The sequence below is a fragment of the Acidobacteriota bacterium genome, assembly GCA_016703965.1.
Classification (GTDB): Bacteria; Acidobacteriota; Blastocatellia; order Pyrinomonadales; family Pyrinomonadaceae; genus OLB17.
Genome location: JADJBB010000021.1, coordinates 1613289 through 1632070 on the forward strand (window position 1 = coordinate 1613289; position 18782 = coordinate 1632070).

Below are 18782 nucleotides of genomic sequence, written 5' to 3' on the forward strand. Positions count from 1 at the left end.
GGCTTAACTTACAAGAGCAGATTAATTCTGAGATAGCCTATCGAAGCGGCAAGCCCTGAGAATTCTACTTTTCGCGCACTTTGGCGTTTTTCGCAGGCAGATTCTAAAACCTTCGTATCAAGATCACTCCGGCCGCGATCAGTACGATACCGATCACTCGCGCAATGCTTATTTCCTTTACCGGCACACCCAGCAGCCCGTAGTGGTCGATTATCAGCGTTACGATCATTTGCCCGGCGATCAATGCACTAAAGGTCATCGCGACACCAATTCGCGGCACGAGCATAACCGCGGCCGTGACAAAAAATGCTCCAAACAATCCTCCGGCCCACGCGATCGGCGGAGCTTCCTTGATCGATGCAAAGCTCGTCAGCGGCGTTCCTGCGGCGATGACACACGCAAATAAGGCAACCGTGCCGACGAGAAACGATAAGAACGCAGCAAGGATCGGGCTGCCCGTGACGACGGCCATCTTATTGTTCGTCGCTGCCTGTGTCGGCATCATCGCGCCTGCCAGAAGGGCGACGAAAAGTAGAAGGATGTTATTCGACATTGAGGACTAGTATTCGGTCTTATCGGCCTTTTCAGCCCAGGCTGCAAACACCTTTTGGGCTTCCTCGCGAAGAAGATTCACCATCGGGAGCTGCCGTTCCTCGTTGGGTTTAGCGAGTTCCCGGTAGAAATGTTCATCATCAAACCCGACTGCCGCCGCATCTGCCTGCGTACCGGCGAAAAAGATCCCCGAGGGACGCGACCAATAGATCGCTCCTAGGCACATCGGGCACGGCTCACAGGACGTATAGATCGTGCAGCCGTCAAGCTGAAATGTTCCGAGATTTGCGCACGCGTTCCTGATCGCTACTACTTCAGCGTGGGCTGTCGGGTCATTGGTCGATGTCACCTGATTGTTGCCTTCGCCAACAACCGTGCCGTCCTTTACCACAACACATCCGAAGGGGCCGCCTGCATTTGCCTCCATACCGCTCCTCGCGAGATCGACGGCCCGCATCATGAATTGCTTATCTAGTTCCGTCATTGAGTTTTCGGCCCCGTTATCTTGATCTCGAAAAGTTTCTTCCACTTTTTGCCGGTGACAAAGATCCTGTCGGTTGCCGGATCGTAGGCGATGCCGTTAAGTGTATTCTCCGAGTCGCGGCGGGTATCGTCCGGCGAAATGCCGTCGAGATCTATCCAGCCGAGCAATTTTCCGGTGGCGGGATCGATTCGCGCGATATAATTCGGCTTTCCGAGCGTGTCGGGCTGTTCCGAATGCCATACATTAGCCCAGATCTCGCCTTTCACGAACTCTAGCTCATTCAGCTTCATCAATGGCTTGCCGTCTTCCCGCATGACTGCTTCCATTCGGGTCGATTTGAAGGTTTCCGGGTTGAGCACACGGATAACGTGTGTGCTGTCAGTCATATAGAGATTCGTTCCGTCGTTGGTGATGCCCCAGCCTTCGCCCTGATAGTTGAATTCACGGATCAGCTTGAAATCATCTACGTTGTACACACGGCAGATTCCCTCGCGCCAGGTGATCTGGTAGATCTTGCCGTCAAGCAGCGTGATCCCTTCGGCAAAATCGCTCTTCGGAACGTCGAATTTCTGCAGCACCTTTCCGGTCTCAATATCCACTTTTCTGAGCGAGGACTCGCCGTATTCACCCGTGCTTTCATAGAGAAAACCATTGTGAAAAATGAGGCCCTGCGTAAAGGCGTTGCCGTCGTGCGGATAGGATTTGACGACCTCATAGCCATAGACCGGAAGCGGGGCGGCCTTTGTTGAATTCGAGCTGCCGGTTTTTCCGGTGTTGACGTTGGAATTGGTCGAGTTTGCAGAGCCCGAGCATCCGAGGGCGATGAAACAGGAAAGGGAAATGATAAGGAAACGCATATATTAAATCTCGCTCGGCGGCTATTGTTTCGGCAAAGCCCTTTCAATAGCGGCCTTGAAACTCTCGAATGAAAGATCACGAATACGGACTCCGTTGACAAAGATCGTCGGCGTCGAATTTATGACGTAACTATCACCATCTGCCTGATCTTTGCGGATCTCAGCGGCGGTCTTTTCGGAGTTAAAGTCTATCTCAAATTGTTTTACATTCAAACCCATTTCAGCCGCGTATTTCAGAAGGGAAGGCGTGTCGAGTGCATCCTGGTGTTTGTAGAGGAACTCGCCATATTCAAAGAATTTCCCCTGTGCGTTTGCGGCTGAGGCGGCTCGGGCGGCGTTGAAGGCGTTCGCGTGAATGCTCTCGAGCGGAAAATCGCGAACGACGAAACGCACCTTACCCGGAAACGCCTCGATCGCTTTCTTTAAGACAGGATGTGTAGCGGCGCACGCCGGACACTGAAAATCGCTGAACATCACAACAGTCACCGGGGCGTTCGCCGGGCCGATCGCGGGATCGTCATCGACCGATATTTTTTGAACGATCGGATCGGGGTATTTGTAGGTGATCGCGGGTTTGTATTTCGCCGCGAGAGTTTTGCTGAACGCGATTTCAAGGTTTGCCCGCTCTTCGTTCGAGAAATCCTTCAACTTGTTGGTGATCTCACGGGCAAGCAGAGCACTCGGTTCCATCTTCAAAGCTTTTGCTTCTTCCTCGATCATCGCGTTGTAGAGAGCTTCGTTGAGGTCCTGCATGATGAGATCCGCGACGTCTGCGTTGAGTTCGTAAAGAGCGACGGCAGCGAATTCTTCGTATTCCTTTGCGGTTATCGGCACGCCGTTGACCGTTGCAACGACGTCGGCTGCAGCTAAGGGAGTCGAATTTACCGGCTTGCCGGCTGTGTATTTGAATTTCGTTTTGAGTTTGGCGAAGAATGCTCCGAGTATCTGCTGCTCAGGCTCGCGTCTGAGGTAGGCGATGATCTGCTTTCTTGCCTGCTCAGGGGTTGATTCGGCAAGTGCTTTTTGATTAGCGTCGTAGACTTCTTTAATTTGGGCATCAGTCGGGTTTGCGACCTTTGCTTTCTCAGCCGCGATGAGCTTGCCCGCCGAAATACCAGTTACCTTTGCTTCGGCGTCAAGCAGCCTCTGGCTCACCATTTGGTCGAGTATCGCGGATCGCGTCCCAAACCGCCGCGTCGGTAAACTGCTCACAGCCTGCTGCGTCTCAGGGCTGAGATCGGCCAATTTGATCGATCGGCCCGCAGCGGTTCCAAGCACATCTTCTGGCTTTTGGGCGAATGCGGCGAGCGACAAAATAATAAGGAATACAAAAACAAAAAGAGGTCTCATAGATGTTCAGTAATTCTAACAAATTTCGGACGATCAATTCGTTGCTGAACCGAAATATCGTGGTCGACGATACCGTAATGATCGACAACTGCCCGCAAGTATTTATGATTCATTATTTCGGCCTGGAGTTCGTTCGATGCGAAAATCGAAAGGAATGAAACTGAAAAGCGGCTTTTACCTTCGCGAAGACACGGTCCAGATCGCCCGGGACCTGCTCGGCAAACTTCTCGTCGTCCCCGACGAAAACGGCCAACGTGTCTCAGGCATGATAGTAGAAACCGAAGCCTACCTCGGCACCACCGACCGTGCCGCCCACAGCTTCGGCGGCCGACGAACTGCCCGCAATGAGATCACTTACGCCGTCGGAGGCCACGTTTACGTATTTTTTATTTACGGAATGTACTACCAGCTAAACATAGTTTGCGGTGAGGTCGACACGCCCCACGTCGTTCTGATCCGAGCGGTCGAACCAGTAGAGGGAATCGAGATCATGCGGGAACGTCGAAGCCGTAAAAAGTCAGAACCGGGAGCGATAGCGAATCGGCAGATGCCCGATAAAAATCTCACGTCCGGTCCGGGCAAACTTTGCATCGCCCTCAATATCGATCGTCGCGTTAACGGCGAAAACCTGAGCGGTGAAAATATATGGCTGGAGGAATATGAAACTTTCCGTGATGAAGAAATTGCGATCGGGAAACGCGTTGGGATTGATTACGCAGGCGAGGATGCGGAAAAGCCTTGGCGGTTTTGGATCTCGCGGAACGAATTCGTCAGCAAGGGTCAGAACCGGGAGCGATAGCGACTGGGTTCTTCGCCGAATAGCATAGACGCCATCGAAATACCCAGTCGCTATCGCTCCCGGTTCTGACACTCCATTCTCATCCCAAACTTAGGCCGCAAGGTGATCAAGGATTTTGTTCCTATCTTCTGATTCGGATCTAAACGGAGTTTCCATTTTCTCGCCATTGTCGCCAGCACCCAAATGCCTTCCGACCAGGCGAAACTCTCACCGATACAACGGCGGATGCCGCCGCCGAAGGGGAAATAGATGTTGCGGTTGCCGGCTTCTTTTACGCTTTGGGTTTCCCACCTTTCGGGTGTGAATTTGTCCGCATCATCCCAAAAACGAGCGTCATGCTGGAGGATGAATGGGCTCATGAGAACGGTCGAACCTTTTGCGATCTTAAAACCGCCGAGTTCGTGATCTTCGACCGCCTGACGGCCGATCGCCCAGGCGGGTGGGAAGAGCCGCATGGATTCGGCGAGGACGTGTTCGGTGTATTTTAGGTTTGGAATATCGTCTATCGTCGGCACGCGGCCATTGAGTACGCGGTCGATCTCGGCGTGGAATTTTGCTTCGGCTTCGGGGTTTTGTGAGAGCAGATACCAGGTCCATGTCAGGGCATTTGCCGTGGTTTCGTGGCCCGCGAGGAAGAGCGTCAGGGCTTCGTCGCGGACCTGTTCGTTGGTCATCTGGCCGCCGTCGTCCTCGTCGCGGGCGGCGAGGAGCATCGAGAGCAGGTCGCCTTTGTCTTCGCCGGAGGCACGGCGTTCGTCGATCATTCCGTAGATGATACGGTCGAGCGTTTTGCGTGCTTTCTTTAGCTTGATCGATTGTGGGAACGGTAGCTTTTCCAGTATCTCTGAATACGGCAGCAACAGCAAATTGAACATCTCAACCAGAGTTGTCAACGAACGGCCTACGTCGTCAGCATCTTTTGTTACATCAGTATCAAACAGTGTCTTTGCGACGATCTGGAGCGTTAGCCGCATCATTTCGCGGTCGATATCGAGCGTTTCGCCGTCACGCCAGGTTTCGGCCATGGCGTCGGAAAAGTGCGTCATCGCCCGCGTATATTCGGCGATGCGTGTGCGGTGAAATGCGGGTTGGATCATCCGTCGCTGTCGCAGGTGAAATTCCTTTTCGCTCGTCAGCAAGCCCATGCCGAGCATCGTCTTCGAACGCTGTAAAGCTCTGCCTTTAATGAATTTATCGGCATTGACGACCAGCACATCGCGGATCAGATCGGGGTGATTTATGAAATATACCGTGAACGGCCCCGCCCGGAAATGCGTGATGTCGCCGAGTTCCGACTGAGCAGTCAAAAACTCAAGCCGGTCGAGCCTGATCATCGGGAAACGGCGGTCGAGCCAGCCGAGTTTGAGCGTCGGCGGCATTGCGATCGAGGTTGTTTTTCCACCGTCAGGCATCTAGGATTCTCCAGTCAAAACGTGCTACATTCTTAGTTTATGTCAGAACCAAAGCGTATGAAAGTAAAACCGGATATCCGTGCGATCACGCGGCTCGTGCCGCCGAGCGGAAACCTCGTTCAGGGCCAGTCAGAACTGCCCATTGACCCGCAGCTTGCCGCCGAAGCCGCCGCAATTATCGCCGCCAGCCAAAACCACTATGGCGGCAGCGAAGGCGTAGAAGCACTGCGAAAAGCCGTCGCCGAAAAGATCGCGAAATACAACAACATCGACGTCGATGTCGACGCCCGCCCGTACGAGCTGATGATCACGAACGGCGGAACCGGAGCATTGATCGGCATCGCACAGAGTTTTTTGCGAGGCAATGCAGCTCTTGTTTTTGAGCCATATTACCCGTATCATCGCCGCATTCTCGAAGATTTTGGTGCGAAAACGGAAACCTTTGAATTGAACCCGGCGGACCTGAGCTTCGAAAAAGACGCGCTGCTCGCTCGGTGTAAAGAACTGAAAGACCGCAAGGAATTTCCGCTCACGATGATCATCGTCTGCTCGCCCGCAAACCCGAGCGGCAAAGTTATGTCGCAGACCGAACTCGAGGCCATCGCGGAAGTCGCCAAAGAACTCGACCTGCTTGTTGTCTCAGACGAAGTCTACGAGCACTACGTCACTGGCGAAAATCCGCACACGCCGATCGCTTCGTTTCCGGGAATGTGGGAACGGACTATCACGGTTAATTCCTTCTCCAAATCTTGGAACATCTCCGGCTGGCGTCTCGGCTACGCTTACGGCCCCGGCGATCTGATCTCAAAGGTCAACGCCGCAGCGAACGTCATCTACGTTTGCCCGGCGACACCGCTGCAAACGGCTCTGTCAAAAGTTCTGATGGCTGACGAAGGCTATTATCCACGGCTCCGCGACACGTTCGACGGCAAACGTCGATTCACGTCCGAGATATTCACCGACCTAGGCTTCAAGATCTACGATTCTGGCTCGGCGTTCTATCTTTGGGCCCGAATTCCCGAACAATACAACGACGCCATCGCCTTCAACGAAATGCTCATGCGCGACGCCGGAGTCGGCATGACACCAGGCTCAGCCTTCGCCGACAGCGATGATTGGGACGCGTATGTGCGCATCTGCATCGCCCGTGAGGACGCGGTGTTGGAAGGTGCGATGGAAAAACTGCAACGAGTTTTGCGATAATTGATTCAAATCGGGTGTAAAATACGCTTATGAGTGTCAACGAGCGAATAACGATCAATCCAAAACAGTGCGGCGGAAGACCTTGTATTCGCGGAATGAGAATCCGTGTGACGGATGTTCTTGATCTACTTGGCTCTGGCCTTTCAAAGGAACAAATACTCGACGAAATGCCGGATCTTGAGATGGAGGACATTGATGCGGTTCTTCAATATGCGGCTCGTAGATTTGACCATCCAATTTTGCCGGCCTTTGCATGAGGATATGGATCGACGCCCAACTATCGCCTCGAATCGCCGCTTGGATCGGCGAATTTTTTGAGTTTGAAGCGATAGCGATCCGCGAGCTGGGGCTACGCGACTCTGAAGATATCGAAATATTTGATTCGGCGCGTGAAGAAGACGCTGTCGTTTTAACTTAGGATCGCGATTTTCTGGATTTGTTGGAACGCTTTGGTCCTCCGCCAAAGGTTATTTGGCTGACGTGTGGAAATACTTCTAACCAATTCCTTCAGAAAATCTTGACAAACACGCTGGCTGATGCGGTCGAACTGCTCAAATCCGGTGAGGAAATAGTTGAAATTAGCTCCGTACCTGTTTTAGAACCATGAAAAAGTTATCCATTTATCTAATTATCGCATCCTTCGTTTTTAGCAGCGTTCCATTCATCCTTGCCGACGACGGCATGTGGACGTTCGATAATCCGCCGCTGAAGCAGTGGAAGGAACGGTATGGTTTTGAGCCCTCGAAGGAGTGGCTTGATAAGGTGCGGCTGGCTTCGCCGAAGTTTCCGGGAGCTTCGGGAGCTTTTGTCTCGCCGAATGGCCTGATCGCTACCAATCATCATGTCGCATCGAGTTTTATCGAACGCCTTTCGAGCAAGGAACGGGACCTGCTGAAGAATGGTTTTTACGCTAAAACGCAGGCTGAAGAATTGAAAGTGCCGGACGGCAACGTGTCTATCCTGCAGTCCTATGACAACGTCACGGAACGCGTTCACAATGCCGCAAAAACCGGAACTACAGACGCCGAAATGGCTGCCAAACGCACGGCTGAGATCGCCGCGATCGAGAAGGATTGCCCGGCCGGGCTTCGTTGCGAAGTGGTTTCGCTTTACAGCGGCGGAGAATATTGGGTTTACCGCAACAAACGCTACACCGACATTCGACTCGTGATGGCTCCTGAGGAACAGGCGGCGTTCTTTGGCGGCGACTATGACAATTTTGTTTACCCGCGGTTCGACCTCGATTTCACATTCCTGCGTGCGTACGAAGACGGCAAACCAGCGAGCACGCCGAACTATTTCAAATGGTCGGCGACGGGTGCTCCTGAGGGCGAATTTGTTGTTGTTTCGGGCTATCCAGGCTCGACCGCTCGGCTCTTGACCGTCGCACAGCTTGCATATCAACGGGACCTCGGCAATCCATTGCAGGAACAGGTTTGGAAGACCCGCCGCAAGGCTCTCGAGGAATATTCCAAACGCGGGCCCGAGCAGCAGCGTCAGGCAAATCCGGGGATGCGTTCGTTTGCCAACTCACTCAAACGCCTCGAAGGCCAGCAGAACGGCCTGCTCAATCCGCGAAACTTCGCTCGCAAAGAGGCCGAGGAAAAAGAACTGCGTGACAAACTCGCGGCGAAGCCGGAACTGGACAAATTATATGCTCCGGCATGGACTGCGATCGCGAAAGCCAATGAAGAACTACGCGGCAAGGCAAAACAGCTCGCCTTCTCAAACATCACCGCTTCACGCCTCGCGACGATCGCCCAGCAGATCGTGACTTTCCATATCGAGACGGCAAAACCAGACGGCCAGCGGTATCCCGAATACCGCGATACACGGCTCGAAGCGTTCAAGTCCGCACTATTTTCGCCCGCTCCGATATATCCGGAGATGGAGCAGGCTGCACTGCAGGCATGGCTGGAAGAAGGCGTCAAGGTGCTCGGTGCCGGTGACCCGTTCGTCAAAGCGGCCCTCGGCGATGCCGAACCGGCGGAGGTTGTTGGCCGCGCGATCCGCGAGACAAAGCTCGGCGATCCGGCGGTCCGCAAGGCAATGCTCGATGGCGGTGCGGCGGCGGTGAACGCCTCGACCGATCCGATGATCACGCTCGCCCGGCGTGTCGAGCCTGTCATTCGCCAGCTCCGCGAATGGAACGAGAAAAACGTTCTCAACGTCGAGACCGCCAACGGCACACGCATCGCTCAGGCACGCTTCGCCGTCTACGGCAAATCGATGCCGCCCGACGCCAACGGCCAGCTTCGCATCGAATACGGCGTTGTCAAAGGCTACGAAGAAGACACGACTCTCGTGCCGTACAAGACGACTTTCTTCGGCCTCTACGACCGAGCTCTGAGCTTTGGCGAAAAAGACCCGTTCCACCTGCCAGAGAGCCTCAGATCGCGTCGCGACAAGATCGACCTCTCAACGCCGCTCAATTTCGTCTACTCCGCCGACACCATCGGCGGCAACAGCGGCTCGCCCGTCATCAACCGCAAAGGCGAACTAGTCGGCCTTAACTTCGACAGCAACAACCAAAAACTCTCGAACCGCTACTGGTACATCGAAGAAAACGAAGGCTCACGCGCGGTCGGCGTTCATTCTGCAGGTATCATCGAGTCTCTGCGAAAGGTTTATGATGCAGATGGGCTAGTAAAGGAATTGCTGGCGAATTAATAGGGATCTTGCAAGCCTGGGTTTCGATCGGAGAATTGAAGATGAGAAAGATCGCTTTTATCGCCGCGCTTGTTGCGCTGAGTTTTGCTGGAGCATTAGTTAATGTATCGGCACAGGGTAAGGTCTCGCCCGATGTAAAAAAGATCGACGCTTACGTGAAAACGGTTGACGCGGTCCGCAAAAAGCTGAAGAAACCCAGCTTGATCTTCGGTGACACGGCCGGTACGGAAAGCGAATCGGCAAAGTGGCAGAAATTTGCCTCGGAAAAGGCTCTGGAGACATTTAGAAGCAGGAACGAAGTTTACGACATCGCATTTAACTGGCTGAGCGGCGGCAAGATCGTGCAATCTACTTTTACGCTGTCGAGTCAGTCCGGCGACTGGGCGAAGTACAACGATCACTACTTTCGGGCAGATGGTTCGTTGGCAATGATCGAGTCTGATTACCGCACATTTCTGGGCGATTTCATGGTCGTCCGTCGAAGGTTTTTCGACAACAAAGGCAAGCAGATCCATATGACCGAGAAATACCTCGATCTAAGATCTAAGAAACCAAAAAAACATTCCGACGGCGTCATGGGCGACGATCGAGACGAGGTTGATTATTATTTGACGACGGCAAAGCTGCCGTTTGCAGCACTTTTGAAAGGGAAATAGAAACTGTTAATGCACTATCATTTGATTGGAATTTGCGGCACCGCAATGGCGAGTTTGGCCGGGATGCTGCAGGCACGCGGGCACAAGGTGACCGGGTCGGACCAGAATGTCTATCCGCCAATGTCGACGCAGCTCGAGGCGTTGGGTATCGAGATCATGCAGGGTTACAAGGCGGAGAACACGGATGTTGAACGCGATGTTACCGTTGTCGGTAACACGATAATGCGTGGAAATCCGGAGCTCGAAGAGGTCCTGAACCGGAAGCTTTTGTATCGATCGCAGGCGGAGACGATCCGCGATGTTTTCATTCGTCGAGGTGACGCCCTTGCTGACGCGCGGGCTTGTGCCAGACGATCGCTTGTGATCGCCGGAACGCACGGCAAAACCACGACGACTAGTCTCGCGGCATGGATGTGCGAGGTCGGCGGGCTCGATCCGACGTTTTTGGTCGGCGGGGTTGTGCAGAATTTTGGGCAGAGCTTTCGCGTGACGGACAGCGACTATTTCGTCATCGAGGGTGATGAATATGACACGGCGTTCTTCGACAAAAAGCCGAAATTCATGTCGTATCTGCCAGAGATCGCGATCATCAACAATATCGAGTTCGACCACGCCGATATCTACAAAGACATCGAAGCGATCAAGTGGCAATTCTCACGGCTGATGAACCTCGTACCCGGCAACGGCCGCCTGATCTGCGGCATAGATTCGCCGGTCGTCGGCGAAGTGCTCGAGCAGATGAAAGGCAAACTGCAAACGACGGTCGAGACATTTGGCCTGTCGCCTGAAGCGAAATGGCAGGCTCGGAACATAGAGTTTTCAGCCGCTGGAACGAAATTTCAGATCTTTCAGAGCGGCGAAAAATGGGGCGAATTCACTACCAAGATGATCGGCGAATTCAACGTCCGCAACTGCCTCGCCGTAATTATAGCCGCCGATGCGTGGGGAATATTTCAAGCGAAAATGCAGGAGGCATTCGACACCTTTGAGTCCGTGAAACGCCGGATGGAGGTCCGCGGAGTGGAACGCGGGGTTACCGTCATCGACGACTTTGCCCATCACCCAACGGCGGTGGACGAAACCTTAAAAGCCCTGCGCCAACGCTACACCGATAACCGACTGATCGCTGTCTTCGAACCGCGTTCCCGCTCGTCACGCCTGTCGGTCTTCGAAGAAAAATACAAAGCCGCCTTCGCCCACGCCGACCTCGTCATCATCGCCGGCGTCTTCAACCCCGAAGACGCAAAAAACTATGGCGATGTACTCGACGTCCCAAAGCTCGTCGGCGAAATAACCGCCAATGGTACACCTGCCATGACTTTGACCGACGCCGACGCGATCGTTGCGTACCTTGCTCCGGAAATGGTCGACGGCGATGTCGTCGCCGTTATGTCTAATGGTGGATTCGGATCAATTCACGACAAGATCCTCGAAGTCCTCAGGCATTGATCTTATTCCATTCCGACTAAATCGAAATTTACCATATTGCCTTTTACCAAAACGTTAGCCGCAGCAAAGCGGTACCGCTTCGACGAAACCGTGATGGTGTACGATTCGGCTGGTGTCACGTCGTCAAAATGGTAGAGCCCGAATGAGCTGGTGTTTACGGTTCTGACAACCCCTAACGGATCGGTCAGCCTAACTACAGCATTTCGCAACCCGCGGCCGTTGGGCGTCGTTACCTTGCCACTCAGTGTAACCGGCGGGGGATCGCCGATATAACGTATCAGGCCCACATATTGAGCACTACTGCTGCTGCCAGCATCCCCGACAGCGACTATCCGGCCGTCAGCTTGGATCGTAACGTCGTAAAATCGACATATCGGAGCAAGCGGCGTAATGACAGTACCATTCGTCCCAAAAGTTTCATCGGCCGTCCCGTCATAATTGAGGCGAGAGATCGAAAAGACAGCATCACGATCTCCGGCGAACACTATCTTGCCGTTTCTCTGCACCACCAACGCCCGAGCTTTTCCGGACGAGTACGAATTTTCCGGGGTTTCCGTTAGGGAAACCTCCCCGTTTATTCCGAATGATGCATCAAGAATTCCATTTGCATTGTATCGTGCAATCACAGACCGCAAATTGATCAAGCGCCCGCTGATAACGAGTTTTCCGTCTGGCGAAAGGGCCATATCCCCTCGGTAATCGATCGCAGGAGTGAGAACTCCGCCGGCCCCAAAACTGCCGTCGGGACTTCCGTTAGGGTTGTATCGGACAATCTTTGGGCTCTGGCCCTCAACCCATGCGAGGATCTTGCCGTCGGGCTGGATCGTTAGTTCGCCTAAATTTCCAAAGGCTGAGATGACCTTGCCATTTATGCCGAAACTCTCATCTGGAGAGCCATTTTGGTTGAAACGAATTAGAAATCCCGTGTCTGAAAATCCAGAGACAATGACCTTACCATCAGACTGTATGATGATCGCGTTTCCCTCGGAGGGGCCGTCACTGCCCAGAGGTGTCCAGACACCATTTGATCCGAATGATGCATCTCGGGTCCCGTTTGAATTGTAGCGGAACAAAGCAAAAGCACTGTTTTTCGTGCCGACAACCAGATATTTACCATCGTGCAATTCGACATAGTCAACCAGAAATTCCAAGCTTGGATAGTAATGGATCGTAACCACTCCGCCGGAGCCAAATGTATAGTCCGGCGTCCCGTCGGCATTGTTCCTCGAGATATAGGAATACTTGCCATACGGGTAGTAGCCGAACGTAACGATCTTCCCATCCGATTGTATTCTGACACGCGTAGGTATAGTGTTGGCCGAGATGCCGATCGTCCCCGAGCCGCCGAAAGTCGGGTCAAGGTCGCCTGGGGCGGCCACCGAGTTGACATGGCTCAGCATTACAATAAATAAGCTGAATACGGTCAACACTGCCAGTTTTATTTTCATGAGATCCTCTGGTTTGTTGATGTTTAAAGGGAACAGCAATTTAAGTTTCGTCATAAAGTCACTCGAGTCCTACGAAATCTTCAAGGGTGAGGTCGCCGGTTGGCTGGATCGACCGCGCTGGAAATCTAAATCTCTTGGACGAAGCAGATACGGTATACGAAGACCCTGCAGTTACGTTGTCAAAGACGAAAAGTCCGAAAGATCCTGTGTTCGTGGTTCGTCTTGATCCCTGAGAATCGACAAGAGTTACCGACACATTTCGAATTGGGGTACCGTTGGGCGTGACAACACGTCCTGAGATAGTGATTCCGCTGTTGGTAATTTCGTATCGGGCGATCCCGACCGCTCGATTTGTTCCCTCGACGGTGCCAACGGCGATGAGTTTGCCCGCGGATTGCCACGCGATCGAGTGGATCGAGCTTCGCTCCGTTGTCATCGGGGTTACGAGAACACCGTTTGTGCCAAACGAGGTGTCGAGAAGGCCGGACGGGCGGAAACGCATCAGGGCAAAGCTTCCGCCCCGGTCGCCGGCGGTTATGATCTTGCCGGTCGGATCGATCGCGAGAGCTGTGCCGATACCGCGTGCGTCCGGATCGGGTTCTAAGATCGAAACTATTCCGCCGGTTCCGAACTGGTCGTCGAGAGTTCCGTTGGCGTTGAGTCGGACAATGAACGAAGAGTTGAGCCCAAATTCGGTAAGGACGCCGTTGATAACTATCTTTCCGTCATTCTGGATCACCATACCGCCGGGGTGGGCGTATGCGAGGCTGCCTGGCAACGAGGCGATCCCGCTGCTCCCGAAATTTCCATCCAGAACTCCTGTGGTTGTGAGCCGTACCACCTTCGTACCTGTGGTCCCGCTACCCATCATGACGATCTTCCCATCCGGCTGGATCGCAGCATCACCAAGGAAATCGGCTCCATAGAGATCATTCCAAAATTCTGTATCCCGCCGTACTGGAACACTGGAAACTGCCAGGGAAAAGTTGCCAAATGACGGGTCAAAGTACTCGGCGGTGTCCATATACCGAATGGCGGCCAGATCATTTGCGGCGAAGTTTGGTGTTCCGGTGTAAGTAACGATTATGATCTTGCCGTCGGGCTGCACCAGAAGGCGTCGTCCCAGGGTGTCGTCCCAGCTAGCTTCTGCTGGTCGCAGCAGTCTAGTGCCGTTTGAGTCGTAGGTACGAAAACCCGTTGCGCCCGCGAAATAAGCACTTTCCCCTGTCACCAAGATATTGCCGCCTGAGAGAACGACCATGTCGTTGTAGAAACCGTCGGAAAATTCGACGATCCCATCACCAGCAAAACTCGGATCGAGCACGCCATTTGAGTCATGCCGGCTTAGAAATGAACTGCCGTACCATATTGTGGTAGTTCCAAAGGTTACGATCTTTCCGTCCGGCTGTATCCTAACCCGCCGGGCAGTTGCTCCACCAGGAAAAGGAGAAAAAACGACTTTTCCCCCGACCCCGAAGGTTTGGTCCAACTGTGCCGCTGACGTACCAGACAGAAAAAGAACTGCGAGAAATAATCGGACAACGATATAACGATTGAGTCTTATAAACATAGAAACCTCTATGGTCTCGCTGATCGGCTGATCGATTCACTGGCTATTCCATCCCCGTGAAGTCAAATCCAGTGATGTTGTCGCTCGGAGTAACAGTTCTCGCTTGAAATCTGTAGCGTTTCGAGACGACCGAAACGGTATAGGAACGGCCAGTTTGGACGGCTGTAAATTCATAAAAACCGAACGAACTGGCAGTGGTGACCCTTCGTGTGCCTGATTGATCCAACAAAATAACATTTGCGTTTCGCCCTCCTCTAGGATCATTCGACAGCTATGAGGTCAAAGCCGGAAATGTTTTCATTCGGCGTAAGTATGCGCGGAGCGAAGCGGTAGCGTTTCGATCTTGCGACCAGCGTGTACGAGGTGCCCGCGGCAACGGCCTCAAAGGTGTAGACGCCGAACGATCCGGATGTTGTGCTTCGAGAATTCCCAAATGCATCGATCAGGGAAACCGTCGTGTTCCGTAGTGGAGCGCCGCTTGGGAGCAGCACGCGTCCCGTGACAGTCACACCGGCCTGGGCGGAATCGTTGTCGTACCGCATAACCAACATATCGGTGATCGATTCATAGTCGAAAAAACCAGCAAAACCAGTAATGACAATGCGATTATCCGATTGCAGTGCGACTCCAATTGCGGAATCGCTAGAATCGCTTATCTGCGTGAGCGTCTGCCCATCAGTGCCGAATGAGACGTCTTTCGCTCCGTTGGATAAGAATCGTGCGACCGCTATGGCGCCTCGCGAGCCATTGGCCGCCCCACCAACTGCTACAATTTTGCCATCCGGCTGCAAAATAAGATCGTTTGCGGAGCCGTAACCTGTTTCGAAGCCTCGAGCGAGACCGTCTTCGCCAAATGTTGAATCAAGATTCCCACTCTGGTTAAATCCGAAGAGGGAAAACACCTTGTTCAAGCCGATAAGGCTTCCGCCAGCAACAATTATGCGACCATTGCCTTGGATTACTACAGCATCGCCGATTGCGTCCCCGATTGTCGCGATGCCGCCGAACCCAAACGCCGGATCGAGAGAGCCATTCTCCATGTATCGCACCACGTGGAGGCTGGTTTGATTGCCTCCGCTCCCTGCCACCACGATCTTGCCGTCTGGCTGGACGACGACTCCTGTGGCTTCATCGTGGGTAGCGGTGAGGTTTGTCAAAACTTTTCCGCCGTTGCCAAAAGTGGGATCGAGCGAGCCGTTCACCGCAAACCGCGCGACCGCAACTGAAGAGCCCAAGCTGTCACCGTCGCCTGCCGAACCCACGACAACCAACTTTCCGTCGGTTTGCAATGTAACCGAAGCTGCGGTGTCGGACGTATTCCTGAAATTGGTCAAGATGACACCGGCGCTGCCAAAAAGCGTATCCGGCGTTCCATCAGGGTTGTATCGCCAAACGGCAAATTCTCCGGTCGACGGATGCACTCTGTAAACGCCAACCACAACGATTTTGCCGTCCGGTTGGATCTTGGCGCTAAATCCAGTGCCATATCCGGCGGGCACTGAGGCAGTCCCGTTTATGCCGAAACTCGGGTCAGGCTGCCCATTCGGGAGAAGCCGTCGGAGTCCTGCCCCGAGGACAACTAACTTGCCATCCGGCTGAACTCTGATCGATTGACCCCACGAATCGTAGAATCTTTCAACACCGCCGATTCCAAAAGTCGGATCCAGCGATCCAGAAGCCGCGGTTGCAAATAACGGGAAGGTGCAAACTATAAAAAGTGTCACTAAGAAAGCCTGGAGAGCTATCGAAAAGTATTTCATCGTGTTACCTCGTGATTCTGGCAAATCCATCATCAACACCCTTAGCAGAATCGTCGATATTTTTTTCGTTCCAACGATACTGATTCTGAGTTATACTACCGTCTCAAAATCAGAGACAGTTCATCGAATTGTTATGTAATCTAGCTCTTTTAGGCCGAGCGGTCTTTGGAATAAAATCTTAGTTTTCTCCTAATTTTCTCCTTATGGGCACCGACGCGGAGATTAGAAGTATTTACAGATTCGGTACCTTCGAACTTGATGTCGAAGAGCGCCGACTGATAAAAGGTGAGCAGGTCGTAGCTCTCACGCCAAAAGCCTTTGACGTGCTGGTTATTCTCGTCGAACGCGCTGGACATCTCGTCGAAAAAGAAGAATTAATGGGCTTAGTCTGGCCGGATTCATTTGTCGAAGAGGCGAATGTTACACGAATTGTCCATACGCTTCGAAAAGTTTTAGGAGTAGACGAGAACGGCAGTAAATTCATCGAAACGGTCGCAAAAAAAGGCTATCGATTTGTGACGCCGGTAAGTACCCTTGGCAAGAATCCTGAGCTAACGGCTGGCAGAGATGCGGACACAAGTCGTGGTTATGAGCTCCAGACATCCGATCTGCAGGTAGCTGCTGAGGTGGATATGCCGGGCAGAACCGGTAAGCCCCTCCTATCGCGTCGGAGGCTCGCGTTAGTTTGCCTTTTCGCGATATCGGCTATTTCGATCGTGAGTTGGCGTGCGTACAAATCTACGCAAACCCCCGGCGAGCCTTTCCCGGAAATAAAATTAAGTCGCCTGACAAATTCGGGGAACGTCGGCAAAGTCGCTCTTTCGCCGGACGGTAACCTCATTGCGTTTGAGAGCGTGGGGAAAGAGGGCGTCAGTCTTTCGGTAAGGCAGATCGATATAGGCAATTCAATTGAATTGGTTGGTCCGCAGAAAGGATTGTTTAGCTTCTTCATCTTTTCGCCTGACGGCAAAATCGTTTATTACGGGTATTTTCCCGGTGACAAAGTCGACGCAGAGGTATTCGCGGTGCCCGCTTTGGGCGGCCTGAGTCAAAAACTTGCGTTATCAAGCTTTTCAATGTCCTTTGGACCCGATAAAAGGCAATTCGCCCACGTAGTCTCGGATTCTGGAAGTAGTCGAACGATCCTGCTGATCGACAGTCTCGATGGCGGCGAACGCCGCGAGTTGATATCGCGACGAAGACCGGCCGGTCTACAAGTTATGGGACAGCCCTGTTCGTGGTCACCGAGTGGGCGGACGATCGCCGTAATACACAGTTTCCGGGAGGGAGATGAAAGTTATTCAAATATTATCGGGGTCGATCCTACGAATGGTTCAGAAAAAGCCCTGACCGCAAAAAGGTGGCGATCACTCAACAGCGTACAATGGTTGAGGGACGAAAGTGGTTTGCTCGTAACCGGGAGCGACACGGCGCAGTCGCCGAGTCAGGTTTGGTTTATCTCCGCGGCCGACGGGGAAGTTCGCCGGTTGACGAACGACTTGAATGAATATTCGTTTATCGGCGTGACTCCCGATGGAAAACAATTTGTATCGGTGCAGGAAAGTCGAACCAGTAGCCTCTGGCTCGGAACGCTTGGACAAGGGGCTTTAACCACACGAAACCTCATATCAGAAACGGGTGAGCTAGACACAATTGCAGCAGCCAGCAGTGGCGCAGTTACTTTTCGCTCAAATGCCAATGGAGGATCGAATTTGTCGGTCATTGAGAGCTCCGGAGCCAGAAGGCAGATAACTGTTGACGGTCAGGTCGACGAACGTGGCTTGTGTCTAACGCCCGATGGGAAATACGTAGTTTTCCCATCTCGTAGATCAGGAAAAGTAAATCTGTGGCGTAGCCGACCCGACGGCAGCGAAATGCTGCAATTGACTAACGGCGATGGCGAATTTTACCCGAACTGCTCGGCGGACAATCGTTCGGTTGTCTTTCAAAAGGGGTTTGGCTTTGGGATCAAATCCACCCTTTGGAAAATATCTCTCGACGGCGGCGGCGAAGAGATGCAGTTAACTAATTACTTTGCGATGCGGCCGACTGTTTCATTTGATGGGCGAACCGTAGCATTCTTTTATATGGACGATGACAAGTGGAGAGTTGGCACCGTGTCAATAGACGGAGGGCCAATGGGGCCAAGTGTGAACGTACCTGATGGAATCACGGATCGCGTGGCACGTTGGTCGACCGACGGTAAGTCGCTTATGTTAGTCGATAACGATGGAGATATCGGAAATATTTGGCGCGTACCACTGGACGGCGGCACGGCGACGCAAATCACTAATTTCGAATGGCACAAAATTGAAGATTTCGCCCTGTTCCCCGGCTCCACGCAAGTGGTTCTCAGCCGATCAACCGCTGTAAGCGATGTAGTCCTGGCCAGCGGCAGGTAGGCGGCGAAAAAGGTATTTGCCACTTTTTCCCCTGCTCTTCAGTTCGATTCTAGGAAGCAAACAGCTACGATAGGGAGCGATATATCTTCTCATCGGAGTTCCTGGCAGCATTGGCGATTTTCTACAGACGCTGCCGCTTACTCGACGAGTTCTACCCGACACCGATTCAA

15 protein-coding genes and 1 pseudogene are annotated in these 18782 nt (G+C 53.0%); 8 read left to right on the forward strand and 8 right to left on the reverse strand.

All coding sequences use genetic code 11. The annotated features are described in order from the left end of the window. Nucleotides 1–103 precede the first annotated feature (103 nt). From IPG22_14255 to IPG22_14270, 4 genes are read right to left on the reverse strand one after another with little or no spacing between them, the layout of a single operon-like run. Nucleotides 104–553 carry a DMT family transporter gene (locus IPG22_14255; protein ID MBK6589449.1) on the reverse strand — a complete coding sequence of 150 codons (450 nt, stop codon included), beginning with the start codon at nucleotides 551–553 and terminating at the stop codon, nucleotides 104–106. Nucleotides 554–559: 6 nt separating this feature from the next. Next, nucleotides 560–1036 (reverse strand): nucleoside deaminase, encoded by a 477-nt coding sequence (locus IPG22_14260; protein ID MBK6589450.1) that lies wholly within the window; start codon nucleotides 1034–1036, stop codon nucleotides 560–562. Then, a complete protein-coding gene (locus tag IPG22_14265) occupies nucleotides 1033–1893 on the reverse strand; it encodes a glutaminyl-peptide cyclotransferase (protein ID MBK6589451.1) in 861 nt (286 codons plus the stop codon). The genes IPG22_14260 and IPG22_14265 overlap by 4 nt, the downstream gene beginning before the upstream one ends. Before the next feature lie 21 nt (nucleotides 1894–1914). Then, the gene (locus IPG22_14270) at nucleotides 1915–3243 is read right to left on the reverse strand and encodes a thioredoxin domain-containing protein (GenBank protein MBK6589452.1); all 1329 of its coding nucleotides are present in this window, start codon (nucleotides 3241–3243) and stop codon (nucleotides 1915–1917) included. Nucleotides 3244–3397: 154 nt separating this feature from the next. On the opposite strand from IPG22_14270, the gene IPG22_14275 reads away from it, so the two are divergent. After that, complete coding sequence (locus IPG22_14275) at nucleotides 3398–4042, forward strand: DNA-3-methyladenine glycosylase (protein ID MBK6589453.1); 645 nt, start codon at nucleotides 3398–3400, stop codon at nucleotides 4040–4042. Between the two features lie 50 nt (nucleotides 4043–4092). Here the strand turns inward: IPG22_14275 and IPG22_14280 are convergent, their stop codons facing one another. After that, complete coding sequence (locus IPG22_14280) at nucleotides 4093–5421, reverse strand: cytochrome P450 (GenBank protein ID MBK6589454.1); 1329 nt, start codon at nucleotides 5419–5421, stop codon at nucleotides 4093–4095. A 72-nt stretch (nucleotides 5422–5493) separates the two neighbouring features. Between IPG22_14280 and IPG22_14285 the strand changes: the two genes are divergently transcribed. From IPG22_14285 to mpl, 6 genes and pseudogenes are all read left to right on the forward strand, one after another. Further along, nucleotides 5494–6657: a pyridoxal phosphate-dependent aminotransferase gene (locus tag IPG22_14285; protein MBK6589455.1), complete on the forward strand. Its 1164-nt coding sequence runs from the start codon at nucleotides 5494–5496 to the stop codon at nucleotides 6655–6657. A 29-nt stretch (nucleotides 6658–6686) separates the two neighbouring features. Continuing rightward, nucleotides 6687–6914 (forward strand): DUF433 domain-containing protein, encoded by a 228-nt coding sequence (locus IPG22_14290; protein ID MBK6589456.1) that lies wholly within the window; start codon nucleotides 6687–6689, stop codon nucleotides 6912–6914. After that, a pseudogene (locus IPG22_14295) lies at nucleotides 6911–7264 on the forward strand (DUF5615 family PIN-like protein). Before IPG22_14290 ends, IPG22_14295 begins: the two are co-directional and overlap by 4 nt. Further along, entirely contained in the window at nucleotides 7261–9327 is a 2067-nt protein-coding gene (locus IPG22_14300; protein MBK6589457.1) for a S46 family peptidase, read from the forward strand. Before IPG22_14295 ends, IPG22_14300 begins: the two are co-directional and overlap by 4 nt. A 41-nt stretch (nucleotides 9328–9368) precedes the next feature. Then, nucleotides 9369–9983 (forward strand): hypothetical protein, encoded by a 615-nt coding sequence (locus IPG22_14305; protein MBK6589458.1) that lies wholly within the window; start codon nucleotides 9369–9371, stop codon nucleotides 9981–9983. A gap of 9 nt (nucleotides 9984–9992) precedes the next feature. Further along, nucleotides 9993–11432 carry a UDP-N-acetylmuramate:L-alanyl-gamma-D-glutamyl-meso-diaminopimelate ligase gene (mpl, locus tag IPG22_14310; GenBank protein MBK6589459.1) on the forward strand — a complete coding sequence of 480 codons (1440 nt, stop codon included), beginning with the start codon at nucleotides 9993–9995 and terminating at the stop codon, nucleotides 11430–11432. A 2-nt stretch (nucleotides 11433–11434) separates the two neighbouring features. Here mpl and IPG22_14315 read toward each other — a convergent pair whose 3' ends face one another. From IPG22_14315 to IPG22_14325, 3 genes are all read right to left on the reverse strand, one after another. Next, a complete protein-coding gene (locus IPG22_14315; GenBank protein MBK6589460.1) occupies nucleotides 11435–12934 on the reverse strand; it encodes a carboxypeptidase regulatory-like domain-containing protein in 1500 nt (499 codons plus the stop codon). Between the two features lie 4 nt (nucleotides 12935–12938). After that, nucleotides 12939–14450, reverse strand: coding sequence for a carboxypeptidase regulatory-like domain-containing protein (locus IPG22_14320; GenBank protein ID MBK6589461.1), 1512 nt, complete (start codon nucleotides 14448–14450; stop codon nucleotides 12939–12941). 260 nt (nucleotides 14451–14710) lie between these two features. Continuing rightward, nucleotides 14711–16210: a carboxypeptidase regulatory-like domain-containing protein gene (locus tag IPG22_14325; protein MBK6589462.1), complete on the reverse strand. Its 1500-nt coding sequence runs from the start codon at nucleotides 16208–16210 to the stop codon at nucleotides 14711–14713. Between the two features lie 203 nt (nucleotides 16211–16413). On the opposite strand from IPG22_14325, the gene IPG22_14330 reads away from it, so the two are divergent. Next, nucleotides 16414–18612: a winged helix-turn-helix domain-containing protein gene (locus tag IPG22_14330; protein MBK6589463.1), complete on the forward strand. Its 2199-nt coding sequence runs from the start codon at nucleotides 16414–16416 to the stop codon at nucleotides 18610–18612. The last annotated feature ends 170 nt before the right edge of the window (nucleotides 18613–18782 follow it).

What these genes read in the sequence shown, in the direction of transcription:
- IPG22_14255 (MBK6589449.1), bottom strand. Translation starts at nt 553, where the DNA reads ATGTCGAATAACATCCTTCTACTTTTCGTCGCCCTTCTGGCAGGCGCG.
- IPG22_14330 (MBK6589463.1), top strand. Translation starts at nt 16,414, where the DNA reads ATGGGCACCGACGCGGAGATTAGAAGTATTTACAGATTCGGTACCTTC.
- IPG22_14305 (MBK6589458.1), top strand. Translation starts at nt 9,369, where the DNA reads ATGAGAAAGATCGCTTTTATCGCCGCGCTTGTTGCGCTGAGTTTTGCT.
- IPG22_14260 (MBK6589450.1), bottom strand. Translation starts at nt 1,036, where the DNA reads ATGACGGAACTAGATAAGCAATTCATGATGCGGGCCGTCGATCTCGCG.
- IPG22_14280 (MBK6589454.1), bottom strand. Translation starts at nt 5,421, where the DNA reads ATGCCGCCGACGCTCAAACTCGGCTGGCTCGACCGCCGTTTCCCGATG.
- IPG22_14270 (MBK6589452.1), bottom strand. Translation starts at nt 3,243, where the DNA reads ATGAGACCTCTTTTTGTTTTTGTATTCCTTATTATTTTGTCGCTCGCC.
- IPG22_14315 (MBK6589460.1), bottom strand. Translation starts at nt 12,934, where the DNA reads ATGACGAAACTTAAATTGCTGTTCCCTTTAAACATCAACAAACCAGAG.
- IPG22_14265 (MBK6589451.1), bottom strand. Translation starts at nt 1,893, where the DNA reads ATGCGTTTCCTTATCATTTCCCTTTCCTGTTTCATCGCCCTCGGATGC.
- IPG22_14275 (MBK6589453.1), top strand. Translation starts at nt 3,398, where the DNA reads ATGAAACTGAAAAGCGGCTTTTACCTTCGCGAAGACACGGTCCAGATC.
- mpl (MBK6589459.1), top strand. Translation starts at nt 9,993, where the DNA reads ATGCACTATCATTTGATTGGAATTTGCGGCACCGCAATGGCGAGTTTG.
- IPG22_14300 (MBK6589457.1), top strand. Translation starts at nt 7,261, where the DNA reads ATGAAAAAGTTATCCATTTATCTAATTATCGCATCCTTCGTTTTTAGC.
- IPG22_14320 (MBK6589461.1), bottom strand. Translation starts at nt 14,450, where the DNA reads ATGTTTATAAGACTCAATCGTTATATCGTTGTCCGATTATTTCTCGCA.
- IPG22_14285 (MBK6589455.1), top strand. Translation starts at nt 5,494, where the DNA reads ATGTCAGAACCAAAGCGTATGAAAGTAAAACCGGATATCCGTGCGATC.
- IPG22_14290 (MBK6589456.1), top strand. Translation starts at nt 6,687, where the DNA reads ATGAGTGTCAACGAGCGAATAACGATCAATCCAAAACAGTGCGGCGGA.
- IPG22_14325 (MBK6589462.1), bottom strand. Translation starts at nt 16,210, where the DNA reads ATGAAATACTTTTCGATAGCTCTCCAGGCTTTCTTAGTGACACTTTTT.